General features: G+C 37.9%; 15 protein-coding genes and 1 pseudogene. 10 read left to right on the top strand and 6 right to left on the bottom strand.

Features of this window, described 5'->3' with window-relative positions:
- Positions 1-4: 4 nt before the first annotated feature.
- Positions 5-1354: an amino acid permease gene (locus AC1M9F_RS10015; RefSeq protein WP_481597682.1), complete on the bottom strand. Its 1350-nt coding sequence runs from the start codon at positions 1352-1354 to the stop codon at positions 5-7.
- Between the two features lie 322 nt (positions 1355-1676).
- Between AC1M9F_RS10015 and prpF the strand changes: the two genes are divergently transcribed.
- The 3 genes from prpF to AC1M9F_RS10030 all read left to right on the top strand — a co-directional run bounded on the left by prpF (position 1677) and on the right by AC1M9F_RS10030 (position 5109).
- Positions 1677-2864, top strand: a complete 1188-nt coding sequence (gene prpF / locus AC1M9F_RS10020; protein ID WP_481597683.1) for a 2-methylaconitate cis-trans isomerase PrpF — start codon at positions 1677-1679, stop codon at positions 2862-2864.
- 234 nt (positions 2865-3098) lie between these two features.
- Positions 3099-4061 (top strand): GGDEF domain-containing protein, encoded by a 963-nt coding sequence (locus tag AC1M9F_RS10025; RefSeq protein ID WP_481593594.1) that lies wholly within the window; start codon positions 3099-3101, stop codon positions 4059-4061.
- Between the two features lie 136 nt (positions 4062-4197).
- Positions 4198-5109 (top strand): polyprenyl synthetase family protein, encoded by a 912-nt coding sequence (locus AC1M9F_RS10030; protein ID WP_481597684.1) that lies wholly within the window; start codon positions 4198-4200, stop codon positions 5107-5109.
- Between the two features lie 32 nt (positions 5110-5141).
- Here AC1M9F_RS10030 and putP read toward each other — a convergent pair whose 3' ends face one another.
- The 5 genes from putP to AC1M9F_RS10055 all read right to left on the bottom strand — a co-directional run bounded on the left by putP (position 5142) and on the right by AC1M9F_RS10055 (position 9860).
- Complete coding sequence (putP, locus tag AC1M9F_RS10035; protein WP_092767008.1) at positions 5142-6632, bottom strand: sodium/proline symporter PutP; 1491 nt, start codon at positions 6630-6632, stop codon at positions 5142-5144.
- 167 nt (positions 6633-6799) lie between these two features.
- Entirely contained in the window at positions 6800-7654 is an 855-nt protein-coding gene (locus tag AC1M9F_RS10040) for an SPFH domain-containing protein (protein ID WP_035268029.1), read from the bottom strand.
- Positions 7655-7678: 24 nt separating this feature from the next.
- Entirely contained in the window at positions 7679-8152 is a 474-nt protein-coding gene (locus tag AC1M9F_RS10045) for an NfeD family protein (RefSeq protein WP_481597685.1), read from the bottom strand.
- Between the two features lie 86 nt (positions 8153-8238).
- The gene (locus tag AC1M9F_RS10050) at positions 8239-9168 is read right to left on the bottom strand and encodes a patatin-like phospholipase family protein (protein WP_051586590.1); all 930 of its coding nucleotides are present in this window, start codon (positions 9166-9168) and stop codon (positions 8239-8241) included.
- Positions 9169-9242: 74 nt separating this feature from the next.
- Positions 9243-9860 carry a lysophospholipid acyltransferase family protein gene (locus AC1M9F_RS10055; RefSeq protein WP_481597686.1) on the bottom strand — a complete coding sequence of 206 codons (618 nt, stop codon included), beginning with the start codon at positions 9858-9860 and terminating at the stop codon, positions 9243-9245.
- A gap of 137 nt (positions 9861-9997) precedes the next feature.
- Here AC1M9F_RS10055 and AC1M9F_RS10060 point away from each other — a divergent pair, with 137 nt between their 5' ends.
- The 7 genes and pseudogenes from AC1M9F_RS10060 (at position 9998) to AC1M9F_RS10090 (ending at position 18169) form a co-directional block, all read left to right on the top strand.
- The gene (locus tag AC1M9F_RS10060; RefSeq protein WP_481597687.1) at positions 9998-11284 is read left to right on the top strand and encodes an MFS transporter; all 1287 of its coding nucleotides are present in this window, start codon (positions 9998-10000) and stop codon (positions 11282-11284) included.
- Positions 11285-11394: 110 nt separating this feature from the next.
- A pseudogene (locus AC1M9F_RS10065) lies at positions 11395-12113 on the top strand (HAD family hydrolase).
- A gap of 140 nt (positions 12114-12253) precedes the next feature.
- Positions 12254-13162, top strand: coding sequence for an AEC family transporter (locus tag AC1M9F_RS10070; RefSeq protein WP_481597688.1), 909 nt, complete (start codon positions 12254-12256; stop codon positions 13160-13162).
- 125 nt (positions 13163-13287) lie between these two features.
- Complete coding sequence (locus AC1M9F_RS10075; protein ID WP_179998562.1) at positions 13288-13800, top strand: hypothetical protein; 513 nt, start codon at positions 13288-13290, stop codon at positions 13798-13800.
- 643 nt (positions 13801-14443) lie between these two features.
- Positions 14444-14782 (top strand): hypothetical protein, encoded by a 339-nt coding sequence (locus AC1M9F_RS10080; protein WP_481591651.1) that lies wholly within the window; start codon positions 14444-14446, stop codon positions 14780-14782.
- Between the two features lie 95 nt (positions 14783-14877).
- Entirely contained in the window at positions 14878-16665 is a 1788-nt protein-coding gene (locus AC1M9F_RS10085; protein WP_481597689.1) for a cholesterol oxidase substrate-binding domain-containing protein, read from the top strand.
- A gap of 235 nt (positions 16666-16900) precedes the next feature.
- Complete coding sequence (locus tag AC1M9F_RS10090) at positions 16901-18169, top strand: HlyD family secretion protein (RefSeq protein ID WP_481597690.1); 1269 nt, start codon at positions 16901-16903, stop codon at positions 18167-18169.
- Positions 18170-18180: the final 11 nt, after the last annotated feature.

An 18180-nucleotide genomic window follows, 5' to 3' on the forward strand; every position in this document is an offset into this window, starting at 1 on the left:
CTTACTATTTTCGATAAAGTAATTTAAATAATACCAACATCAGGATAATCCAGATCGGAATCATGATCACAGCACCGCTTAAGCCTTGAGTCCACATGATGTAAAGCACGACAAGAATAAACCCAAGAACTAAATAGTTACTCGCTGGTGACCATAAAGCAGGAAATTTAGAAGTGGTATTCGACTGTTTCATCGCTTGCTTAAATTTCAAGTGAGTCAAAGCAATCATCGCCCAGTTAAGTACTAGAGCACCAACAACAATATAAATTAAATTACTTAAAGCATCTTCAGGTGCGAAATAGTTTAATAAAACACATCCGAAAATTAACACTGCTGACAACAATACCGCAGGAACAGGTACACCTTGTTTATTGGTTTTTTCAAAAATTTTAGGGGCATTACCTTGTTTTGCTAAACCAAAAAGCATACGGCTATTCGCGTACATTCCACTGTTATATACTGATAGAGCAGCAGTCAAAATAATAAAGTTGAGCAGGTGAGCAGCCCAATCAATACCCAGTTGACTGAAGATCATTACGAATGGGCTTTTATCTAGACCACCAAGTTGTAGTTGATTCCATGGAACTAAAGAAAGAAGAATTGTAAGCGACCCAACATAGAAAATCAGAATACGGAAAACAACTTGATTAATTGCTTTAGGAATCGTTTTCTCTGGATTTTCAGCCTCAGCTGCCGCCATACCAATCAGTTCAATGCCACCAAAGGCGAACATCAGGAATGCCAACATGAAGAATAAACCTTCGAATCCATGAGGGAAGAAACCACCGTGAGTCCAAAGATTACTGAATGATGCAGTAGAGTCAGATCCTGCTGTAAACAACAAGAATAGACCGAAGACAATCATCGACACGACAGCTGCTACTTTAATAATAGACAGCCAAAACTCTGATTCTCCATAAAATTTAACATTACAGAGGTTAACTAAGGTAATGATAATAAAGAAGAAAAGAACTGATGACCAAGCAGGAATGTGAGGCCACCAATAGTTAATATATTTTGCAACAGCTGTTAATTCGGTCATCGCGACCAAAATATAAAGAATCCAATAGTTCCAACCTGCTAGGAATCCAGGAAACTTACCCCAATATTTATTTGCAAAATGACTAAATGATCCTGCAACAGGTTCATGAACAATCATTTCGCCTAATTGGCGCATAATTAAAAAAGCGATTAAACCACCAATTGCATAACCCAAAATAATAGATGGGCCGGCAGATTGGATCACGTGTGCGGAACCTAAAAATAAGCCTGTACCAATTGCACCACCCATAGCGATTAATTGGATATGACGATTCTTTAAGCCACGCTGAAGTTGTGAAGACTTGTTATTCAAAGTATTCAGCCCGACGATTGAAATAAGTTACAAGATTGTAATAGATCAAATTGCATTAGCCTAGTACGTCAGCGTTCATGAATGTTTTTTATGATTTAAATAAAATAAAATTATTATAGAAAAATGATTTAATTATTTTTTAATCAATCATTTAATTTTATTAGAATTTGTTTTTGTGAGAGTGAATTAAATTTAATCTATCGTAATTGATGGAAATTCATACCATAGTGTTAAGTGCTCATGTTCACATAAAAAATCATTTATACTGTATTGAACTAAAAATCACGATTGATAACAAATATTAAAAGAGAAGGAATGAGCTATGAGTTCAACACCACAAATTAAAATTCCAGCCACTTATATGCGTGGAGGAACGAGTAAAGGTGTTTTCTTTAACTTAAATGATTTACCCAAAGAAGCTCAAGTTCCAGGTAAAGCAAGAGATCAGATCTTATTACGTGTGATAGGAAGCCCTGATCCTTATGGCAAACAAATCGATGGAATGGGTGGTGCTTCATCTAGTACCAGTAAGACAGTCATTCTCTCTAAAAGCGCTCAACCTGATCATGATGTAGATTATCTTTTTGGACAGGTTGCAATTGATCGACCATTCGTCGACTGGAGTGGTAATTGTGGCAATCTTACGGCTGCTGTAGGCTCATTTGCGATTTCAAATGGTCTCGTGAGTGCAGAAAAGATCCCAGAGAATGGAATTTGTACGGTAAAGATTTGGCAGGTCAATATTCAGAAAACGATTATTGCGCATGTCCCAATCACAAATGGTCAGGTTCAGGAAACAGGTGATTTCGAGCTTGATGGGGTAACATTTCCAGCTGCAGAGGTGCAAATAGAATTTTTAGATCCCGCAGATGATGGAGAGGATGGGGCTGCCATGTTTCCCACAGGAAATGTGGTTGATGAACTGGAAGTCCCAGATATTGGTCGCTTTCAGGTGACGCTGATTAATGCGGGTATTCCAACTATTTTTATGTGTGCTTCAGACTTGGGGTATGAAGGAACTGAACTTCAGGATCATATCAATAATGATGTCGAGGCCTTGGCCAAGTTTGAAAAAATTCGTGCTTATGGTGCTGTAAAGATGGGTATTATTCAGCATATTGATGAAGCGGTTCAACGTCAGCATACACCTAAAATTGCATTTGTATCTGCGTCTAAAAATTACATCTCATCTAGCGGAAAAGCAGTACACGCTGATGAGATCGACTTGACGGTTCGTGCTTTATCTATGGGTAAACTGCACCATGCCATGATGGGAACCGCAGCTGTAGCGATTGGAACCGCCGCTGCAATTCCTGGAACATTAGTCAATTTAGCCTCAGGTGGTGGTGAAAAAAAATCAGTCAGATTTGGGCATCCTTCTGGGACACTCAGAGTGGGTGCTGAAGCGGAGAAAATTAATGACCAATGGACTGTAAAAAAGGCCATTATGAGTCGCAGTGCTCGAGTACTCATGGAAGGATGGGTGCGAATTCCTGGCGATACGTTTTAATATGAAAAAACCACTTTCGAGTGGTTTTTTTACGCGCTTAAAATATGTGATAAGTATACTAAATTAGTCTGAAAGCATTACTAACAGTACGATTCACTCATAAATAATTGAGACTATGACAATTTTGACATGTTATATTAAGGAAATAAGTCAACGTGATTATATTCACCGAATTCATAAAATTAAGTTGCTGAATAGCCTTCGCTCCACGAATAATTAAAATGAGAAAGACCAATGAAGAAGGATAATAATTTTGAGCAGGATACGCCCAAGATTGATCAAGAGTTTCTAAACCAAATTCATGCTACAAATAAATTAGATTTGGTATCTGTGATTGCCAAAATCCCTGTGCCTGTGGCACTAGTTCAGCATGATGGTGTATTTATTAGTGCAAATCAATTATTTGCTGATATCTATGAGAGTGATGCACTCTATTTACTCGGAAAGAAATTAGGTTTCGTATCAACGACGGTTTACCAATTATTTCAAGATGCGCTGCAATTGTTTCGACATGATTCACGCTTATACAAAATTGAAAATGAGTTCTATTCAAAAGGGCATTTTTTTCAAATTTATTTTAGTGCTTTAAGAGATAAATCAACCTCTTTGGATTGCGTGTTGATCGTATGTGCAGATATAACAAAATTGAAAAGACGTGAACGTGTCTTGATCCAAAATAATAAAAGGTTGTTTGAAGAGCTATATTTGGACCCTGTGACTGGGATGAACAATAAGCTGGCATTTGAACAGTTTTTAAAAGATCGCTTCCTTATTCAAGATCGGAAAAATTATTCTTTTATCAAGTTTGAAGTCGAAAATTTTAAAAAGTTTAATCAGCTCAATAGTTATACCATTGGCGATGAAATTTTGAGTCGTATTGGATCTCTGATTAAAGAGGAGTTGAATCAAGATTTAGCAGAAGTCTATCGTTTGAATTCTGCAAGTTTTATCTTGGTGATTCAAGAATCGACTCCTTGGAAAATTCTCACCATTGCTGAACGCCTAAAACAAACATTGGTCCGTGAAAAAATTTATTTCGATCCTCAAGAGGATGAGGTACTCACGTGTGCGATTGGGATTTTTCATCCTAATTGCCAGAAAATGTACTCAGAAAAGCAAATATTAGAAACCTTAGATCGTGCGGTTGACATTGCACATGTATTGGGTCGAAACTCGATTCATGTGTTAGATGAATAGTCACTCTTCATTTAAACCTATCACTAAATAAAACAAATCAGCATTGTGTTTTGTAGCAATCACAATTGGTTGTAGAATAAGGACAATTTTATATATACCGACATGAAACGGTATAACTTGAGGTTCAAAGACGGCAGTGACAGTACATATCTCTGTGAATAGTGAAGTATTACAACGTGCTCAACAGCAAATCCAACAGGATCTGAAAATTGCACTAGATGCATTTTTCATTCCAGAGCCTTTGAAAAGTGCTGTAAATCATGCAGTCATGTTAGGTGGAAAACGGGTTCGTCCAGCTTTAGCGTATGCAACAGCAAAATTAAGTGAAGATCATAAAAATTTTGCTGCTGTGCGACGTGCAGCAGTTGCAGTCGAGTTAATTCATTGCTATTCACTTGCTCATGACGACTTACCATGTATGGATAATGATTTGTTGCGTCGTGGTCAACCAACTTGCCATGTTGCATATGGTGAAGATACAGCACTACTTGCCGGAGATATCTTGCAGTCGATGGCATTTGAGGTTTTAGGAAGTCGACTTTTTGATACACAAGTGACTGTAGATCCTTCTATTGTGTTGAAGCAAATGCAGATATTGGCGACATCATCTTCTAAGATGGTTTGTGGTCAAGTCCTAGATTTGCAAGCAGAAGGCAAGAAAATTGATCAGGAAGCATTGGAAAATATTCATCGTAATAAAACTGGTGCACTGATTCAGGCGGCAATCATGATGTCAGCAGTGACAGTGATGGACGGTGTAGATGCAGGCATTCCAAAATTGCGTGAATTTGGTCAAGCATTAGGTTTAGCATTTCAAGTACAAGATGATATTTTAGATATAGTTTCGGATACTGAAACGCTTGGAAAGACCGCTGGAAAAGATGAACTTGTCGAAAAATCAACATACCCAGCTTTATTGGGTTTAGATGCTGCAAAAGAATATGCAAATAAGCTTCATCAGCAAGCGATTAGTGCTTTAGATTATTTTGGTGATTCAGCATCTGAACTTAAACAAATTTCAGCTTTTTTACTTGCTCGAAAGAGTTAAAAAAGAGGACAGAAAGTCCTCTTTTTCATTTGTTATTTTGTCGCTTTATATAATCGGTCTGCTTCGTCAAATCGGTCAGTAACATCTGAGTTCGGTTGCTTACCTAATAAACTCACAACAATGATTGCGATGAGAGAGCAAATAAAGCCAGGAATGATTTCATAGATTCCAGTATCAGCCCAAATATTTTTCCATACAATAACGGTCACTGCACCAATGATCATCCCCGCCAAAGCGCCATTTAATGTCATGCGTTTCCAGAATAAAGACAGAATAATGAGCGGGCCAAATGCTGCCCCAAAGCCTGCCCAAGCGTAGGCAACTAGACCAAGTACTTTAGATTCAGGGTTTGACGCTAAAACAATCGCAAGTAAAGCAATCAGTAGCACCATCAAGCGACCCACCCAAACCAGTTCTTTTTGAGAAGCAGTTTTACGGATGAAAGATTTATAAAAATCTTCGGTTAAAGTGCTTGAACATACAAGAAGTTGACAACTCAATGTACTCATTACCGCAGCCAAAATGGCAGCTAATACAATGCCGGCGATCCATGGGTTAAATAGAACTTTCGTTAACTCCATAAATACAGTTTCAGGGTTAGCATTCACAATATTAGCGAACTGTGGATTTTGCTGAAAATAAGCAATACCGACATATCCAGCAGCCACTGCACCACCAAGGCACAGAATCATCCAAGTCATACCAATACGACGAGCATTAGGAATCGATTTAACTGAATCAGCAGCCATAAAACGTACGAGAATATGAGGTTGTCCGAAATAGCCTAAACCCCAAGCCAGTAATGAAATAATTGCGACGGTACTTAAGTTACCCATTAAACTGCTTGCTTCTGGTCGCGCTGCTTCAAGTGCTAGATTCACTTGAGATAAATCGGAAAAAGTCAGTAAAGCCACGATGGGGGTAAGCAATAAGGCAAAAATCATTAATCCCGCTTGGATGGTGTCTGTCCAAGAAACAGCCAAGAACCCACCAATAAACACATAACTGATCGTTGCAATTGCACTAATCCAAAGGGCAGTGCTGTAAGAAAGATCAAACATACTTTCAAATAATCGAGCGCCTGCCACCATGCCTGAAGCACAATAAATGGCAAAGAAGATTAAAATGACAAATGCAGAAACGATTCGTAGAATTTTTTTCTGATCATTAAAACGATTGGAAAAGTAATCTGGGAGTGTAAGGGCATTGTGTTGAACTTCAGTATGAACTCTGAGACGTCCTGCCACTAACAGCCAGTTGAGCCATGCACCAATAATTAAACCAATTGCAATCCACATTTCTGATAGACCAGAAAGATAAATAGCACCTGGCAAACCCATAAGTAACCAGCCACTCATGTCAGAAGCACCAGCTGAAAGGGCTGTTACAAAACTTCCCAAGCGTCGTCCACCCAAAATATAATCTGAAAAGTTCGTGGTCGCTCGATACGCGATTAAACCAATCACGACCATGGCGACAATATAGAACAAGAAAGTGATTAAGGTGGGATCAAAGGTGCTCATACAATTTCCATGATGCAGTTAGACGATAGATTGTTTTCATGCAATCTTTCAGGATGCGAAATTTAACCATAAATTTAAAATAAATGCTGAAGAATTGAATCTCGAGTCATATCAATAACAAAGGCAGCCGAAGCTGCCTTTTAAATTTTGAAGAGTGTTTGAGCGATTTAAGGATTATTACGACCCATTACCCCACGAATCGTATTCATGATGTCAGCAGGCAATACTACAGTTTTAGCATTATTAGATTTAGCCATATCCTGCATTGCTTTTACATATTGTTCACCAAGTAGATAAGCGACAGGGATCTCTTTGTCGCCTACAGCATTGGTAACCATATTAATGGCTTTTTCTGAAGCTTCAGCGAGTACAACTTGAGCCTCAGCATCGCGACGTGATGCTTCAAGACGACCTTCAGCTTCCAGAATCGCAGCTTGTTTCTCACCATCAGCACGTGTCACTGTCGCACGACGCTGACGTTCAGCTGCGGCTTGGGCTTCCATTGCGGATTGCATCGTACCTGATGGTTGAATATCTTGGATTTCAACCGTTTTAAGCGTAATTCCCCAATCTGAAATATCATCAGAAATTGCTGCTTTCAGCTTCGCTTTAATATGATCACGTGAAGATAATGCATCATCCAAGTCCATTTCACCGACGATTGAACGTAAAGAAGTTTGGACAAGGTTTTGGATCGCCCAAGTATAGTTTTCGATACCGTAGACTGCTTTTTCTGGTGTAGTAATGTTGATATAGGCAACAGCGTTCATTAAAAGTACTGCGTTATCTCTTGTAATTACTTCCTGAGATGGAATATCAAGAACGATATCTTTTGTTGTGACTTTATATGCGACTTCATCAACATAAGGAATCACAAAGTTTAGACCTGGACTTAAGGTCGTATGGTATTTACCCAGACGTTGTACGATCCATTTATAGCCTTGAGGAACGATACGAACCCCTTTAAAAATAGTGATCCCGACGAATGCCAAAAATGCGATGGCAATAATTGAACCAGACATTTCTACTCCTTTAAGAATTATTGTTTATAACGGTGAATTGAGGTTATTGTGAGCTTGAACGACCAGCTCATTACCTAAAATATCTGTAACTCTGACACGATCACCGACCTGAACAGGGCTCAGTGTTCTGCAATTCCATTCGTCAGAGCCGAGAACTGGAAGCTGAAAACGAACTTTGACCAATTCAGGTTCATGACCAATTTGAATCACCATCCCAACTTGTCCGATTGTCGATTCACGTGAGAGCCCCGCTTTAGTCTTATCAACGGAAAGTGGTTTAATAAATTTAAACCAAATCACCGTACATGAAATCGATAGGACAACCCATAAAATAATTTGAGCTGGAAGCCCCATAGAAGGAAATAGCCACACCAGTATGCTAATAATGACTGCAGCTATACCAAACCACAGTGCAGCAAAGGCCGGTAAAATGAGCTCAGACAGGATGAGCAAAATACCTAATACAAACCAATGCCAAGGTTCAATCAATAAGTCCATACATCTACTCTAATCGTTATCTTGTTATAGACGAAAACATCTATATCAAGATAACAGACTAGGGCAGAGAAGCCTATAAAAAATGCTTAAAAGCGAGCTGTTGGTGCAGGTTTGAAAGCAGCAGGAGATTTTTTGAAATTGGCAATTGCGGTATCTATTGATTTAATTTTCAGTTGCGCTGCTTTCTCACCTTCAAGTATTGCCTCATTGCTGGCTTTCAAATCCAAAGTTCCTAAATGGCCAACTTTTGGCTGAATCACGACTGTAGCTGCATTGAGTTCAGTATTGATACTTTGTTGACCCATAATATTAATCGTTTGATCCAACAGTCCCCACATGCTCATCGGCTTATTGCCTGCAGGGCGTGCAGAAATATCAACTGCTATCACAATATCTGCACCCATATTTTTGGCAGTTTGAACTGGAATTGGACTCACGAGTCCACCATCAACATATTTGGTTTTGCCAATCGTTGTTGGAACAAAGACGTTAGGGATACTACATGACGCTCTTACGGCTTGACCTGTATTACCTTTGACGAAATCAGCGCGTTTACCATTATCTAAACGTGTGGCAACTGCAGCAAATCGAATCGGGAATTGTTCAATCGGTTTGTTCCCAACCTGTCGATTGACATAATCTTGGAGCTTTTGACCGAGGACCACACCCTGTCGATTTAAAGTTAAATCACGAATATCGGACTCTTTCAGTTGAAGCGCAATTTGCTGTAGTTGATAGGGAGATTTGCCTGAAGCATAAATACTACCGACAAAACTTCCAGCACTTGTACCCGTAACAATTTTGGGTTTTATACCATGAGATTCTAAAACCTTTAATACACCAATATGCGCAAAACCTTTTGCACCACCACCGCCTAGAGCAATCGCGATCACTGGCTCGCGTGCTTGAATTTGAGTGGATTGTGTAGGATTTTTTACAGTAGAGTTACAGCCTGATAGTGCCAATAAACTCAGGCCAATGAAGCTGATTTTGGGAAGATTGAGGAGCAATGACATAGACATTAATCTGCTAAAAAGTGTCAAAATTTTAGGCATATCTCAACAGATTGCTGTCTATTTTTCTAGCATTTTTACAAAAGTTCTTTAAAGGGTAATGCTAAACGACTCATATTTTTAGGAGAAATTTTTCCACGATAATATTCTAATATTTTATGCAGATCAGATTCATAGTCTCCCGTCATTTCGAGGCTTCCTAAACATCGAATGACTTTATGATCATAGTCAAATGCAAACATTACCACTGGTATATTTGCACCTAAGGCAATGTGATAAAAACCGCTGCGAATGTTTTTAGCACTTTTTCGTGTACCTTCAGGTGCCATTGCCACCCAAATTTTATCTCGTTCATGAATAGCTTGAACAATTTGTTGAGTCAAGCCTTGGGGGGTATCACGTTTTACCGGAATCACCCCGATCCATTTGAGTAAATGTTTGAGTGGAGATTTGAACAGACTATCTTTTCCAAAGATTGTGACTTCAATGCCAATGCCAAGCATCGCGAGAAAGGCATACAGTCCATCATAATTTGATGTATGCGGGGACACAATTGCGACAGCTTTGGGAAAATTTGGAAATTCTCCTTCAAAAGACCAGCCTTGTCGAAGATAAAGCTGTTTGAACGCTGCTCGACTCAACTTTGAACCGCGTTGAGGAACTTGTGATGGTAATTTTGGAAATCTATTGTTCATTGTACGTTGTATAAATGCTTTTTAAACTTATTATAAAGACCTTGTGTATGAGATACATTGGCAGAATAAGAATCAAGTGACAAGGACATCTCAATACGAATTGATTAAGAAGACATCAGTTGCAGGACACCTCTTTCATGTCACCAAATACCAAGATGTATGTGCTTTTATTTTCACTCTATTGGGCGCAAGGATTGCCAGTAGGATTTATGACACATGCTTTGCCCGTGATTCTGCGTGCTGAAGGTGTTTCCTTAACGCATATTGGTGGATTTGGATTGCTGATGGCTCCGTGGGCACTCAAAGTTTTATGGGCTCCATTGGTTGATCGCCATCATTTGTTCAATCAAGGGCATTACCGCAGTTGGATTATACCCACTCAGTTACTCACAATGATTACGCTGATAATCTTATCGTTTATCCCCATTCAATCACTGAACCAACCTCAATATCTCTTTGGATTTTTCGTGGCATTATTGATGATGAATAGTATCGGAGCGACTCAAGATATAGCAACTGATGGCTTAGCTGTGAATATTCTAAAAGGCGAACAACAGCATCTAGGCAATATGTTCCAAGTGATTGGTTCAAGATTGGGCTTTATTGTGGGAGGCGGTGCGATATTGTGGGTATTAGATGCATTGACTTGGCAAACCACTTTTTTATGCTTGGCTGTTTTGGTGGCATTTAATACGCTACCCGTATTATTGTATCGTGAGCCTCAACATGCTTCACAAAGTATCAATAATTATCAAGATGATGATTCATCATCTAAAACTCAAAGTTTCGTGAAAGCTTTAAGTCATTACTTAAAATATTTTTTTCAAAATCGAGAACTCAGACTTTGGTTTTTTGTATTGTGTAGCATTAAAGTGACGGATGGATTGTCTGGACCTATTCTTAAACCATTGTTGGTCGATTTAGGACTATCTAAGACGCAAATTGGTGTCAATGTGACCATGCTTGGAGCATTTGCTGCTTTGATCGGAGCAGGTATTGCAGGTTGGCTACTTAGGTTTTATTCGCGTCAAAGTGCTTTAATTACTTTTTCACTGCTTAAATTATTGAGTCTCATTGGATTTGCATGGTTATCGCATTATGAGGCGCGACCTTCTGAATTGAACGTCGTGTGGATCTATATCATCAATGCTTTAGAAGATATGTTCGCTGCGATGTTATTGGTGATTATTCTAACCTTGGTGATGCAATACAGTCGGAAAGAATTTGCAGGAACAGATTTTACTTTCCAAGTCGCATTGATGGCTTCCATTGCGGGAGCACTGTATACCGTGAGTGGCATATTAGGCGATTGGCTCGGTTATACCTCATATCTCATTTTGATCTGTATATTAGGATTATTTTTGTTCATACCGATTTTAGTATGGAGTCGGTATACAGCTCAAAACAAACATCAATGGAATTAGTCTGTAATCTATCTTTTATTCATTTTCATGCTTAGGATGAAATAAAAATGAATAATCGAGATTGCGGAGAGTTGATAGCATGGGCAAATGAATACACTCCTCTAAGCAGTATGAAAATTCAAGCTGTTATTTTTGATTTGGACAATACACTGACACACCGAGATTTAAGTGTTCAAACTTTTAGTCGGGCATTATTTAATACATATAAACAGCAAATCGATCAATCTGCCTCGTCTGCGCAAGCTGAGATTCTCGAAACGATTCGATATATTGATCATGGTGGCTATCCCATCCGAGAAAGAATGACTGAACCTACCATTGGTGGTTCAGTTGCTCATGCATTACTCAAGCAGTTGAAATGGAAAAAAGCACCAGAATTAGATGAATTAAGTGACTATTGGTTTAATCAATTTGGACTAAACGCAGTCATGATGCCAAATGCTATTCAGACGCTTGATCAGCTTAGAAGCGAAGGATTTAAGTTGGCAATCATTTCGAATGGAGGATATTTCACTCGACACAAAATTATCGAAGGTCTAGGAATCTCGCATTATTTTGATGTGATCATGAGTTCTGAGAAGGCAGGTGTGTCAAAGCCTCAAGCAGAAATATTTCATATGACTTGTCAACAATTAGGAATTACACCTGACCATTGTCTTTATGTTGGTGATCATCCAGTGAATGATTATTGGGGTGCTACTCAGGCTGGATTAGATGGACTATATTTGGCGGGTTTCACCAATCCTTAGCTGAACATCAACCGCCGTTAAATAAAACAATTCAGACTTTGCCTGAAATTTTAGCGTATATAAAACAAGTCAATGCATGATGTAAATGATGAATTTTTGAGACGATCAGCTTGATGCAGTGTAATATAAAATGATCAGTTCAAAATGCATGCAATAAACCACTGTGGTTGATTGAGCGTATTAGGGCTGAGCGATCTGCACTCGATTAGGCTCATCATTTATGTACAGCATTGTTTTATCCTTAGTGCCGCTGATAGGGCTCATATTAATTGGATATTTTCTTAAACAGAAATCGTATTTAACAGACGAGTTTTGGGCGGGTGCAGAGAAACTTAACTATTTTGTTTTTTTTCCTGCCATGCTTTTTGGTAATTTGGCTCAAGCTGATATTCATATGGAGATGGTGAGTAAAATTTTAGTCATTTTACTCGTGGTCTTTCCAATTGCTTGTGCTGTTTTATATATTCTAAAAAGAATTTTTCAGACCCCAACACGAAGATTTGGAGTCTATGTTCAAAGCAATGTACGTTTTAATACCTATATTGGTTTAGCAGTAGTTGCTTCGCTTTTTCCAGCAGAAGGCATGACAATTTTTGCATTGCTGTTGGCGATCAGTATTCCTGTTGTGAATATCATCTCGGTATTGGCACTGACCGATCATGAAAATATGAATTTTCGAGCAGTGATTATATCGCTACTCAAAAATCCTTTAATTTTAGGTTGCCTGGTTGGGGTGCTCTACAATGTATCCGGGCTGCCATTATGGAAAGGTGCAGAGTCATTAATTTACCAACTTGCGATATGTAGTTTACCTATGGGACTAATGTGTGTCGGTGCTGCATTGCAATTTGTGGCTCTTAAAAAAGAATCATTTCCGCTAATGATCAACACGCTATCGCGTTTATGTTTAATGCCGATATTGGCTTGGTTGGTCTGTAAAATGCTGGGCTTCAATAGTTTAGAGACGCAAATCTTCATTTTATATTTTGCATTACCAACGGCTTCAGCTGCTTATATTCTGACAAAAGTATTGGGTGGTGACAGTCAATTAATGGCTGGCGTAATTAGTCTGCAAATTATCGGTGCTGCAATCACACTACCCATCGTTTTGACTTTAATATTGCACTAAAACTCGGAAGTATAATTCCAAATATTTAGAATCATTTGAAAGTTTATCGATTCAATTTGAATTAGATTATGTATTTGTGTTGAATTATGAGAAAATGCAAGATTAAGTTGAATTGAAGTACTCCCATGACACACCACAATGCTGAATCTTTAAGTGATATCGAAATTTTAGATATTTTGCAGTCAATGAAATCTGACGAACTTAATGTTGAGGCGAATAAACTGATTCGAAGTGGTGGTAAAGAGGGGCGTCAGGAAGCACATAAAAAAGCCTTGGTTGCATTACATCAATCTTTCGAAGAAAAGTTTGTTGAAGCAGTGACACTTGCGCTAGGCTTAAATGAAGCACAAGCAAAAAAAATTAAATATAAAAAAGACAGAATTCGTATTCTTAAAGCGCGTGGTATTGATTATCTTGAGATTGATGGTGCTGAAACAGCACAAGTTTTATCGCAGGTTGCACAGGCGATTACACGTGAAGAAGCAATCGTAACACATGATCTACACAATATTTTTCCATTTTGGAAAGAAGGCTGGCCAATGGTTCAGTTAGATAATGCGTATGCTATTTTAGCTGAAGATATCGATATTCATTATCAAGCAACCTTAGATAAACTTTTAGAAATCTATGGTCGTTAATACCTTATTATTCAAATTAAACAAAAAATTGAAAACTTAGTTCAGTGAATCAACTGACTGAAAACCGATTTAAGCAACGACTTAAATCGGTTTTTTCTTTTACCATCAACCATGGTGTTGTTCTACTTGGACATTGCATTGGGATACTTTTTTAATCTGCCCGCTGTATTAGGATTCTTTATCGGAATTTCTGCAGATACTGTGACCCCCTGTGACAGTTATACAACCATACTTATTGCTTTGTATTCAGTTTTGCTTTGTCTTGGTGCTGACGTTTCAAGTGCTATTGCTCATGATGATCATGATGTATTTTGGACTAGTAAATATTAAGACCTTCTAAAATAGACCTTAAAATTTTGTTTTTTAGTTTTTTAGTTTTTTATTGCCATGTTTGTAATGCTCCTACATATTCAATCAATGGTGATGAACGGGCCAATGATGTATCTATCATTTGAAATTGAACAGTTATTTTCGATAAAAATAGTCGACCAGATTATCATAAATAATGTTAAATAAATCACAAAATAATTAAATAACGTTATTTATTTGTCATTAATACTACATATTTCATCCTGTATATTAAAAAATGCTTAACAAAAGTTAGGTGTATTTAACATAAATTCTTTATAACGAGGTTTTAATCATGAGCTTAGTTGAATTAAAGCAAGAAGAAATCAATGAAGTATCTGGTGCTGGAACGTTGATTGGTGACTCAATCATCCACGGTGTGAACTTATTCAATCAAACACTTAATTCAAAACTGATTTCATCAGTTGGTGTTGTATTTAGTGCAGTAGGTTTAGGGCTAGTACACCAAGCTGCTGATACTACTGGTTTAGTGGCATCAAAAACATTAATTGGTCTAGGTCGTGCACTTGGTGGCGATGTAGATGAAACTCCAAACCATTACGAAAAAGAAAAGGCAGAAGGTCAATATAAACTTCTTCCGACTTTGAATGGCGTTCGTGCTTGGCTTTCATAAGTTTTAAATAAAGTGTTAAAGGCAGACTGGTCATGAGTACTTGTCTGCTTTCAGTTACAGAAATAATAAAGCTAAAACTTTTGGTGGCTATAACAATGCAAAACTCATCAGAACAAATAGATCACGATAAAAGAAACTTTCTAAAAACAATGGGTAGCTTAGCTGCTGTTGGTGCTGTTTCAGCATGGTTCCCAACACAAAAGGCAGAGGCTTGGTTTTTTCCTTTACAAGAAAGATTAGTTAATTTCCCAACTGAAATCTCAATTTTTAAACAGGAATATGAAAATTGGTCTGGGGAATCTCGTTATGAAAATGCATGGACAGCATCACCCAGAAATCAAGAACAAGTTTTAAAAGCGATTAATTGGGCTTATCAAAATGGTTATAAAGTCAGAGCCAAAGGGATGTCACATAATTGGTCACCTTTATTGTTGGATGATCAAGACAAGATTACTAAAATTTTATTGATTGATATGCCAACGCATATCAACAAAGTAAGTATTGATGCAAACGGTATTGTGACTGCCGAAGCAGGCATTCAAATGGAAGCATTGTTAACCGCAATGGAATACCGTAATCGTGGATTTGTGGCAGTACCAGCACCTGGAGATTTGACTTTGGGTGGTGTGTTGGCCATTGATGGTCATGGCACAGGTGTACCTGCCGTAGGGGAAAAAAAACAAGAAGGTCAAACTTATGGTTCGATCAGTAATTTAGTGGTATCGATCACTGCTGCTGTTTTCGACCAACGAGAAGGTCGATACGTTGCAAAAACCTTCCTGCGAAATGATCCTGAAATTCGTGCATTTTTAGTTCATATAGGTCGTGCATTTATTTTATCTGCACAATTACAAACGTCAAAAAATCAATATATTCGTTGTGAAAGCTATACCGACATTCATATCAATGAGCTATTTGCTCAAGATAAGCATGCTGGACGTACCTTCTCTCATTTTCTGGATAAATCTGGTCGTGTAGAAGCAATTTGGTTTCCGTTCACCGATTATCCTTGGTTAAAAGTTTGGACTGTTACTCCGTATCGTCCTTTGACTGCTCGACAGACAGTCAAACCATTCAATTATTGGTTCTCAGATAATTTAATCAAACCTATTACTGATTTGATTCATAAAATCATCGTCAATAAAAGTACTTATCTCACGCCAACCTTCGGTTTTACTCAGTATGAAATCTCTAAACTAGGTTTAAATGGTACGCCATTATCTGGAATCACGACGATTTTGACTGGTGGTTTGGCTTCCACTCAAACTTATGATTTATGGGGAACGTCAAAAAACGTTTTACTGTATGTCAAACCAACAACTTTGCGTGTTACGGCAAATGGCTATGCTGTCATTACCAGTCGTGCAAACGTTCAACGGGTTATTGCTGATTTTTGTGATTATTACAGCATGAAAATGAAGCAATATCAAAAAATGGGTCGTTTCCCAATGAATGGACCTGTTGAAATTCGAGTTACGGGCTTGGATCATCCAGAAGATTCAATTGTTCACAGCGCTCAAACAGCAGCATTATCAGCCATTAAACCTTGTCCTGATCATCCTGAATGGGACTGTGCCGTTTGGTTTGATATTTTAACCTTGCCAGGTACGCCATTCTCAGCGCAATTTTACACAGAAGTTGAGGAGTGGATGTCACAACGTTATCAAGGTGATTCTTTGATGCGACCAGAATGGTCTAAAGGGTGGGGCTATACCAATCAAAAAGCTTGGGATAGTTCAACTTATATCGATTACGAAATTCCACGCGTCCATGCTCAGGGTCAATCTAATCATTTAACCATTCAGTCGAGTAGTCATATTTTAAAGCAATATGATCCTCATGCTTTGTTCACAGCACCTTTAGTCAATCGAGTTTTCAAATAAAGCGAGATGAACGCTTCGTTTTTAATCTATTGAAATCAGTATCCAACTGAGTTTATTCAAAGCAGATTTAGGTGAGCGAAGTGTGGGATAGAACAGGAGACAACACAGATTATGACTATTTTATTGAAAACTTTTGGTTTGTGTTTGTCTCTTTTATGCACGCTGTTGAAATGTAGTCAACTTGATGAAAATTCAATATAAAAACCCGTACTTGAAAAATTAATTACAAATATATATGACAAATAAGCTGTTTAGAGACAAAGCGATTGATGCACAAAAGTCAAAGTGGATTGGTGAAGTCATTTTGATTCGACCATTTTCATTTACGGTACTTACGATTGTTGTCGCCACTTTCACTGTTTTATTAGTGAGTTTTATTTTTTTTGGAAGCTACACGAAGAGGACGAGTGTTAAAGGATTATTGATTCCTAATACGGGTTTAATCCGAGTTTATAGTGCTGAAGGCGGCACAGTCAGTGAAAAATTCGTCAAAGAAGGTCAGTTAGTGGAGAAAGGGACACCATTAATTGCATTAAAAATGACGCGTTATAATAGTACAGGTAACTATAATGAGTCTGTACAACAACAAATTGAGTTAAAAAAACAAAGTTTAGATACTGAAAAAAATAAACTAAAAGACTTACATTTAAATAGTGTTCAACAATTAAATGCAGAAATTCAATCTATACGTTTAGATTTAATAAAATTAGATGGCTTAATTGCCGAGCAAAGCCAACGTCTAGCACTTGCACAAGAAAATACACATCGTTATCGAGATTTAAAAGATAAAGAATATATTTCGATTGAAGAATATCAACTGAAGCAAGATAACTATATCAGCCTAAAAGTTGCTTTACAGAGCTATGAGCGAGAAAAAAATACTAAACAAGCTGAATTAGAAAATAAATTATTGGCTCAGCAAGGACTAGCATCGAAGTTGGAAAGTGAGCTGACTTTGGTCGATCGTCAATTAGCTTCGAATCAGCAAGAGTTTTTAGAAAATAAAGCGCGGGATAGTTTGCTATTACAAGCCAATGCGACAGGAAAAATAGCATCGATTAATGCAGAGGTTGGTCAGTTTATTTCTCCTAATATTCCTGTCATGAATATTGTTCCGACGCCTTCTTATTTAGAAGCACATCTTTTTGTACCCAGTTCAGCAATTGGATTTATACGGACTGGTCAAACCGTAAAACTTCGTTTTCAAGCCTATCCTTACCAAAAATTTGGTCAAGGTGAAGGTGAGATTCATTCAATCTCAGCGACGACGATGAACCCACAAGAACTGACCAATTTAGGCGAGTTAAGTCAGGGTGTAACACTTAACCAAAGTGAACCTGTGTATTTAGTCAAAGTCAAATTAGAACAACAGTTTGTAAAAGCCTATGGTGAAAGTAAGCCTCTTAAAGTGGGCATGGCCTTTGATGCAGATATCATGCAAGAAAAGAGAAAACTATATGAATGGGTACTCGAACCGTTATATAGCATCACTGGCAAGATATAAGAAGAAATAAC

The organism is Acinetobacter sp. ANC_7504, from assembly GCF_056779995.1.

Excerpts from the sequence above, each read along its gene's own strand:
- AC1M9F_RS10055 (WP_481597686.1), bottom strand. The coding sequence starts at position 9,860 with ATGAACAATAGATTTCCAAAATTACCATCACAAGTTCCTCAACGCGGT.
- AC1M9F_RS10050 (WP_051586590.1), bottom strand. The coding sequence starts at position 9,168 with ATGTCATTGCTCCTCAATCTTCCCAAAATCAGCTTCATTGGCCTGAGT.
- AC1M9F_RS10070 (WP_481597688.1), top strand. The coding sequence starts at position 12,254 with ATGTACAGCATTGTTTTATCCTTAGTGCCGCTGATAGGGCTCATATTA.
- AC1M9F_RS10025 (WP_481593594.1), top strand. The coding sequence starts at position 3,099 with ATGAAGAAGGATAATAATTTTGAGCAGGATACGCCCAAGATTGATCAA.
- putP (WP_092767008.1), bottom strand. The coding sequence starts at position 6,632 with ATGAGCACCTTTGATCCCACCTTAATCACTTTCTTGTTCTATATTGTC.
- AC1M9F_RS10080 (WP_481591651.1), top strand. The coding sequence starts at position 14,444 with ATGAGCTTAGTTGAATTAAAGCAAGAAGAAATCAATGAAGTATCTGGT.
- prpF (WP_481597683.1), top strand. The coding sequence starts at position 1,677 with ATGAGTTCAACACCACAAATTAAAATTCCAGCCACTTATATGCGTGGA.
- AC1M9F_RS10085 (WP_481597689.1), top strand. The coding sequence starts at position 14,878 with ATGCAAAACTCATCAGAACAAATAGATCACGATAAAAGAAACTTTCTA.
- AC1M9F_RS10040 (WP_035268029.1), bottom strand. The coding sequence starts at position 7,654 with ATGTCTGGTTCAATTATTGCCATCGCATTTTTGGCATTCGTCGGGATC.
- AC1M9F_RS10075 (WP_179998562.1), top strand. The coding sequence starts at position 13,288 with ATGACACACCACAATGCTGAATCTTTAAGTGATATCGAAATTTTAGAT.
- AC1M9F_RS10090 (WP_481597690.1), top strand. The coding sequence starts at position 16,901 with ATGACAAATAAGCTGTTTAGAGACAAAGCGATTGATGCACAAAAGTCA.
- AC1M9F_RS10060 (WP_481597687.1), top strand. The coding sequence starts at position 9,998 with ATGTCACCAAATACCAAGATGTATGTGCTTTTATTTTCACTCTATTGG.
- AC1M9F_RS10045 (WP_481597685.1), bottom strand. The coding sequence starts at position 8,152 with ATGGACTTATTGATTGAACCTTGGCATTGGTTTGTATTAGGTATTTTG.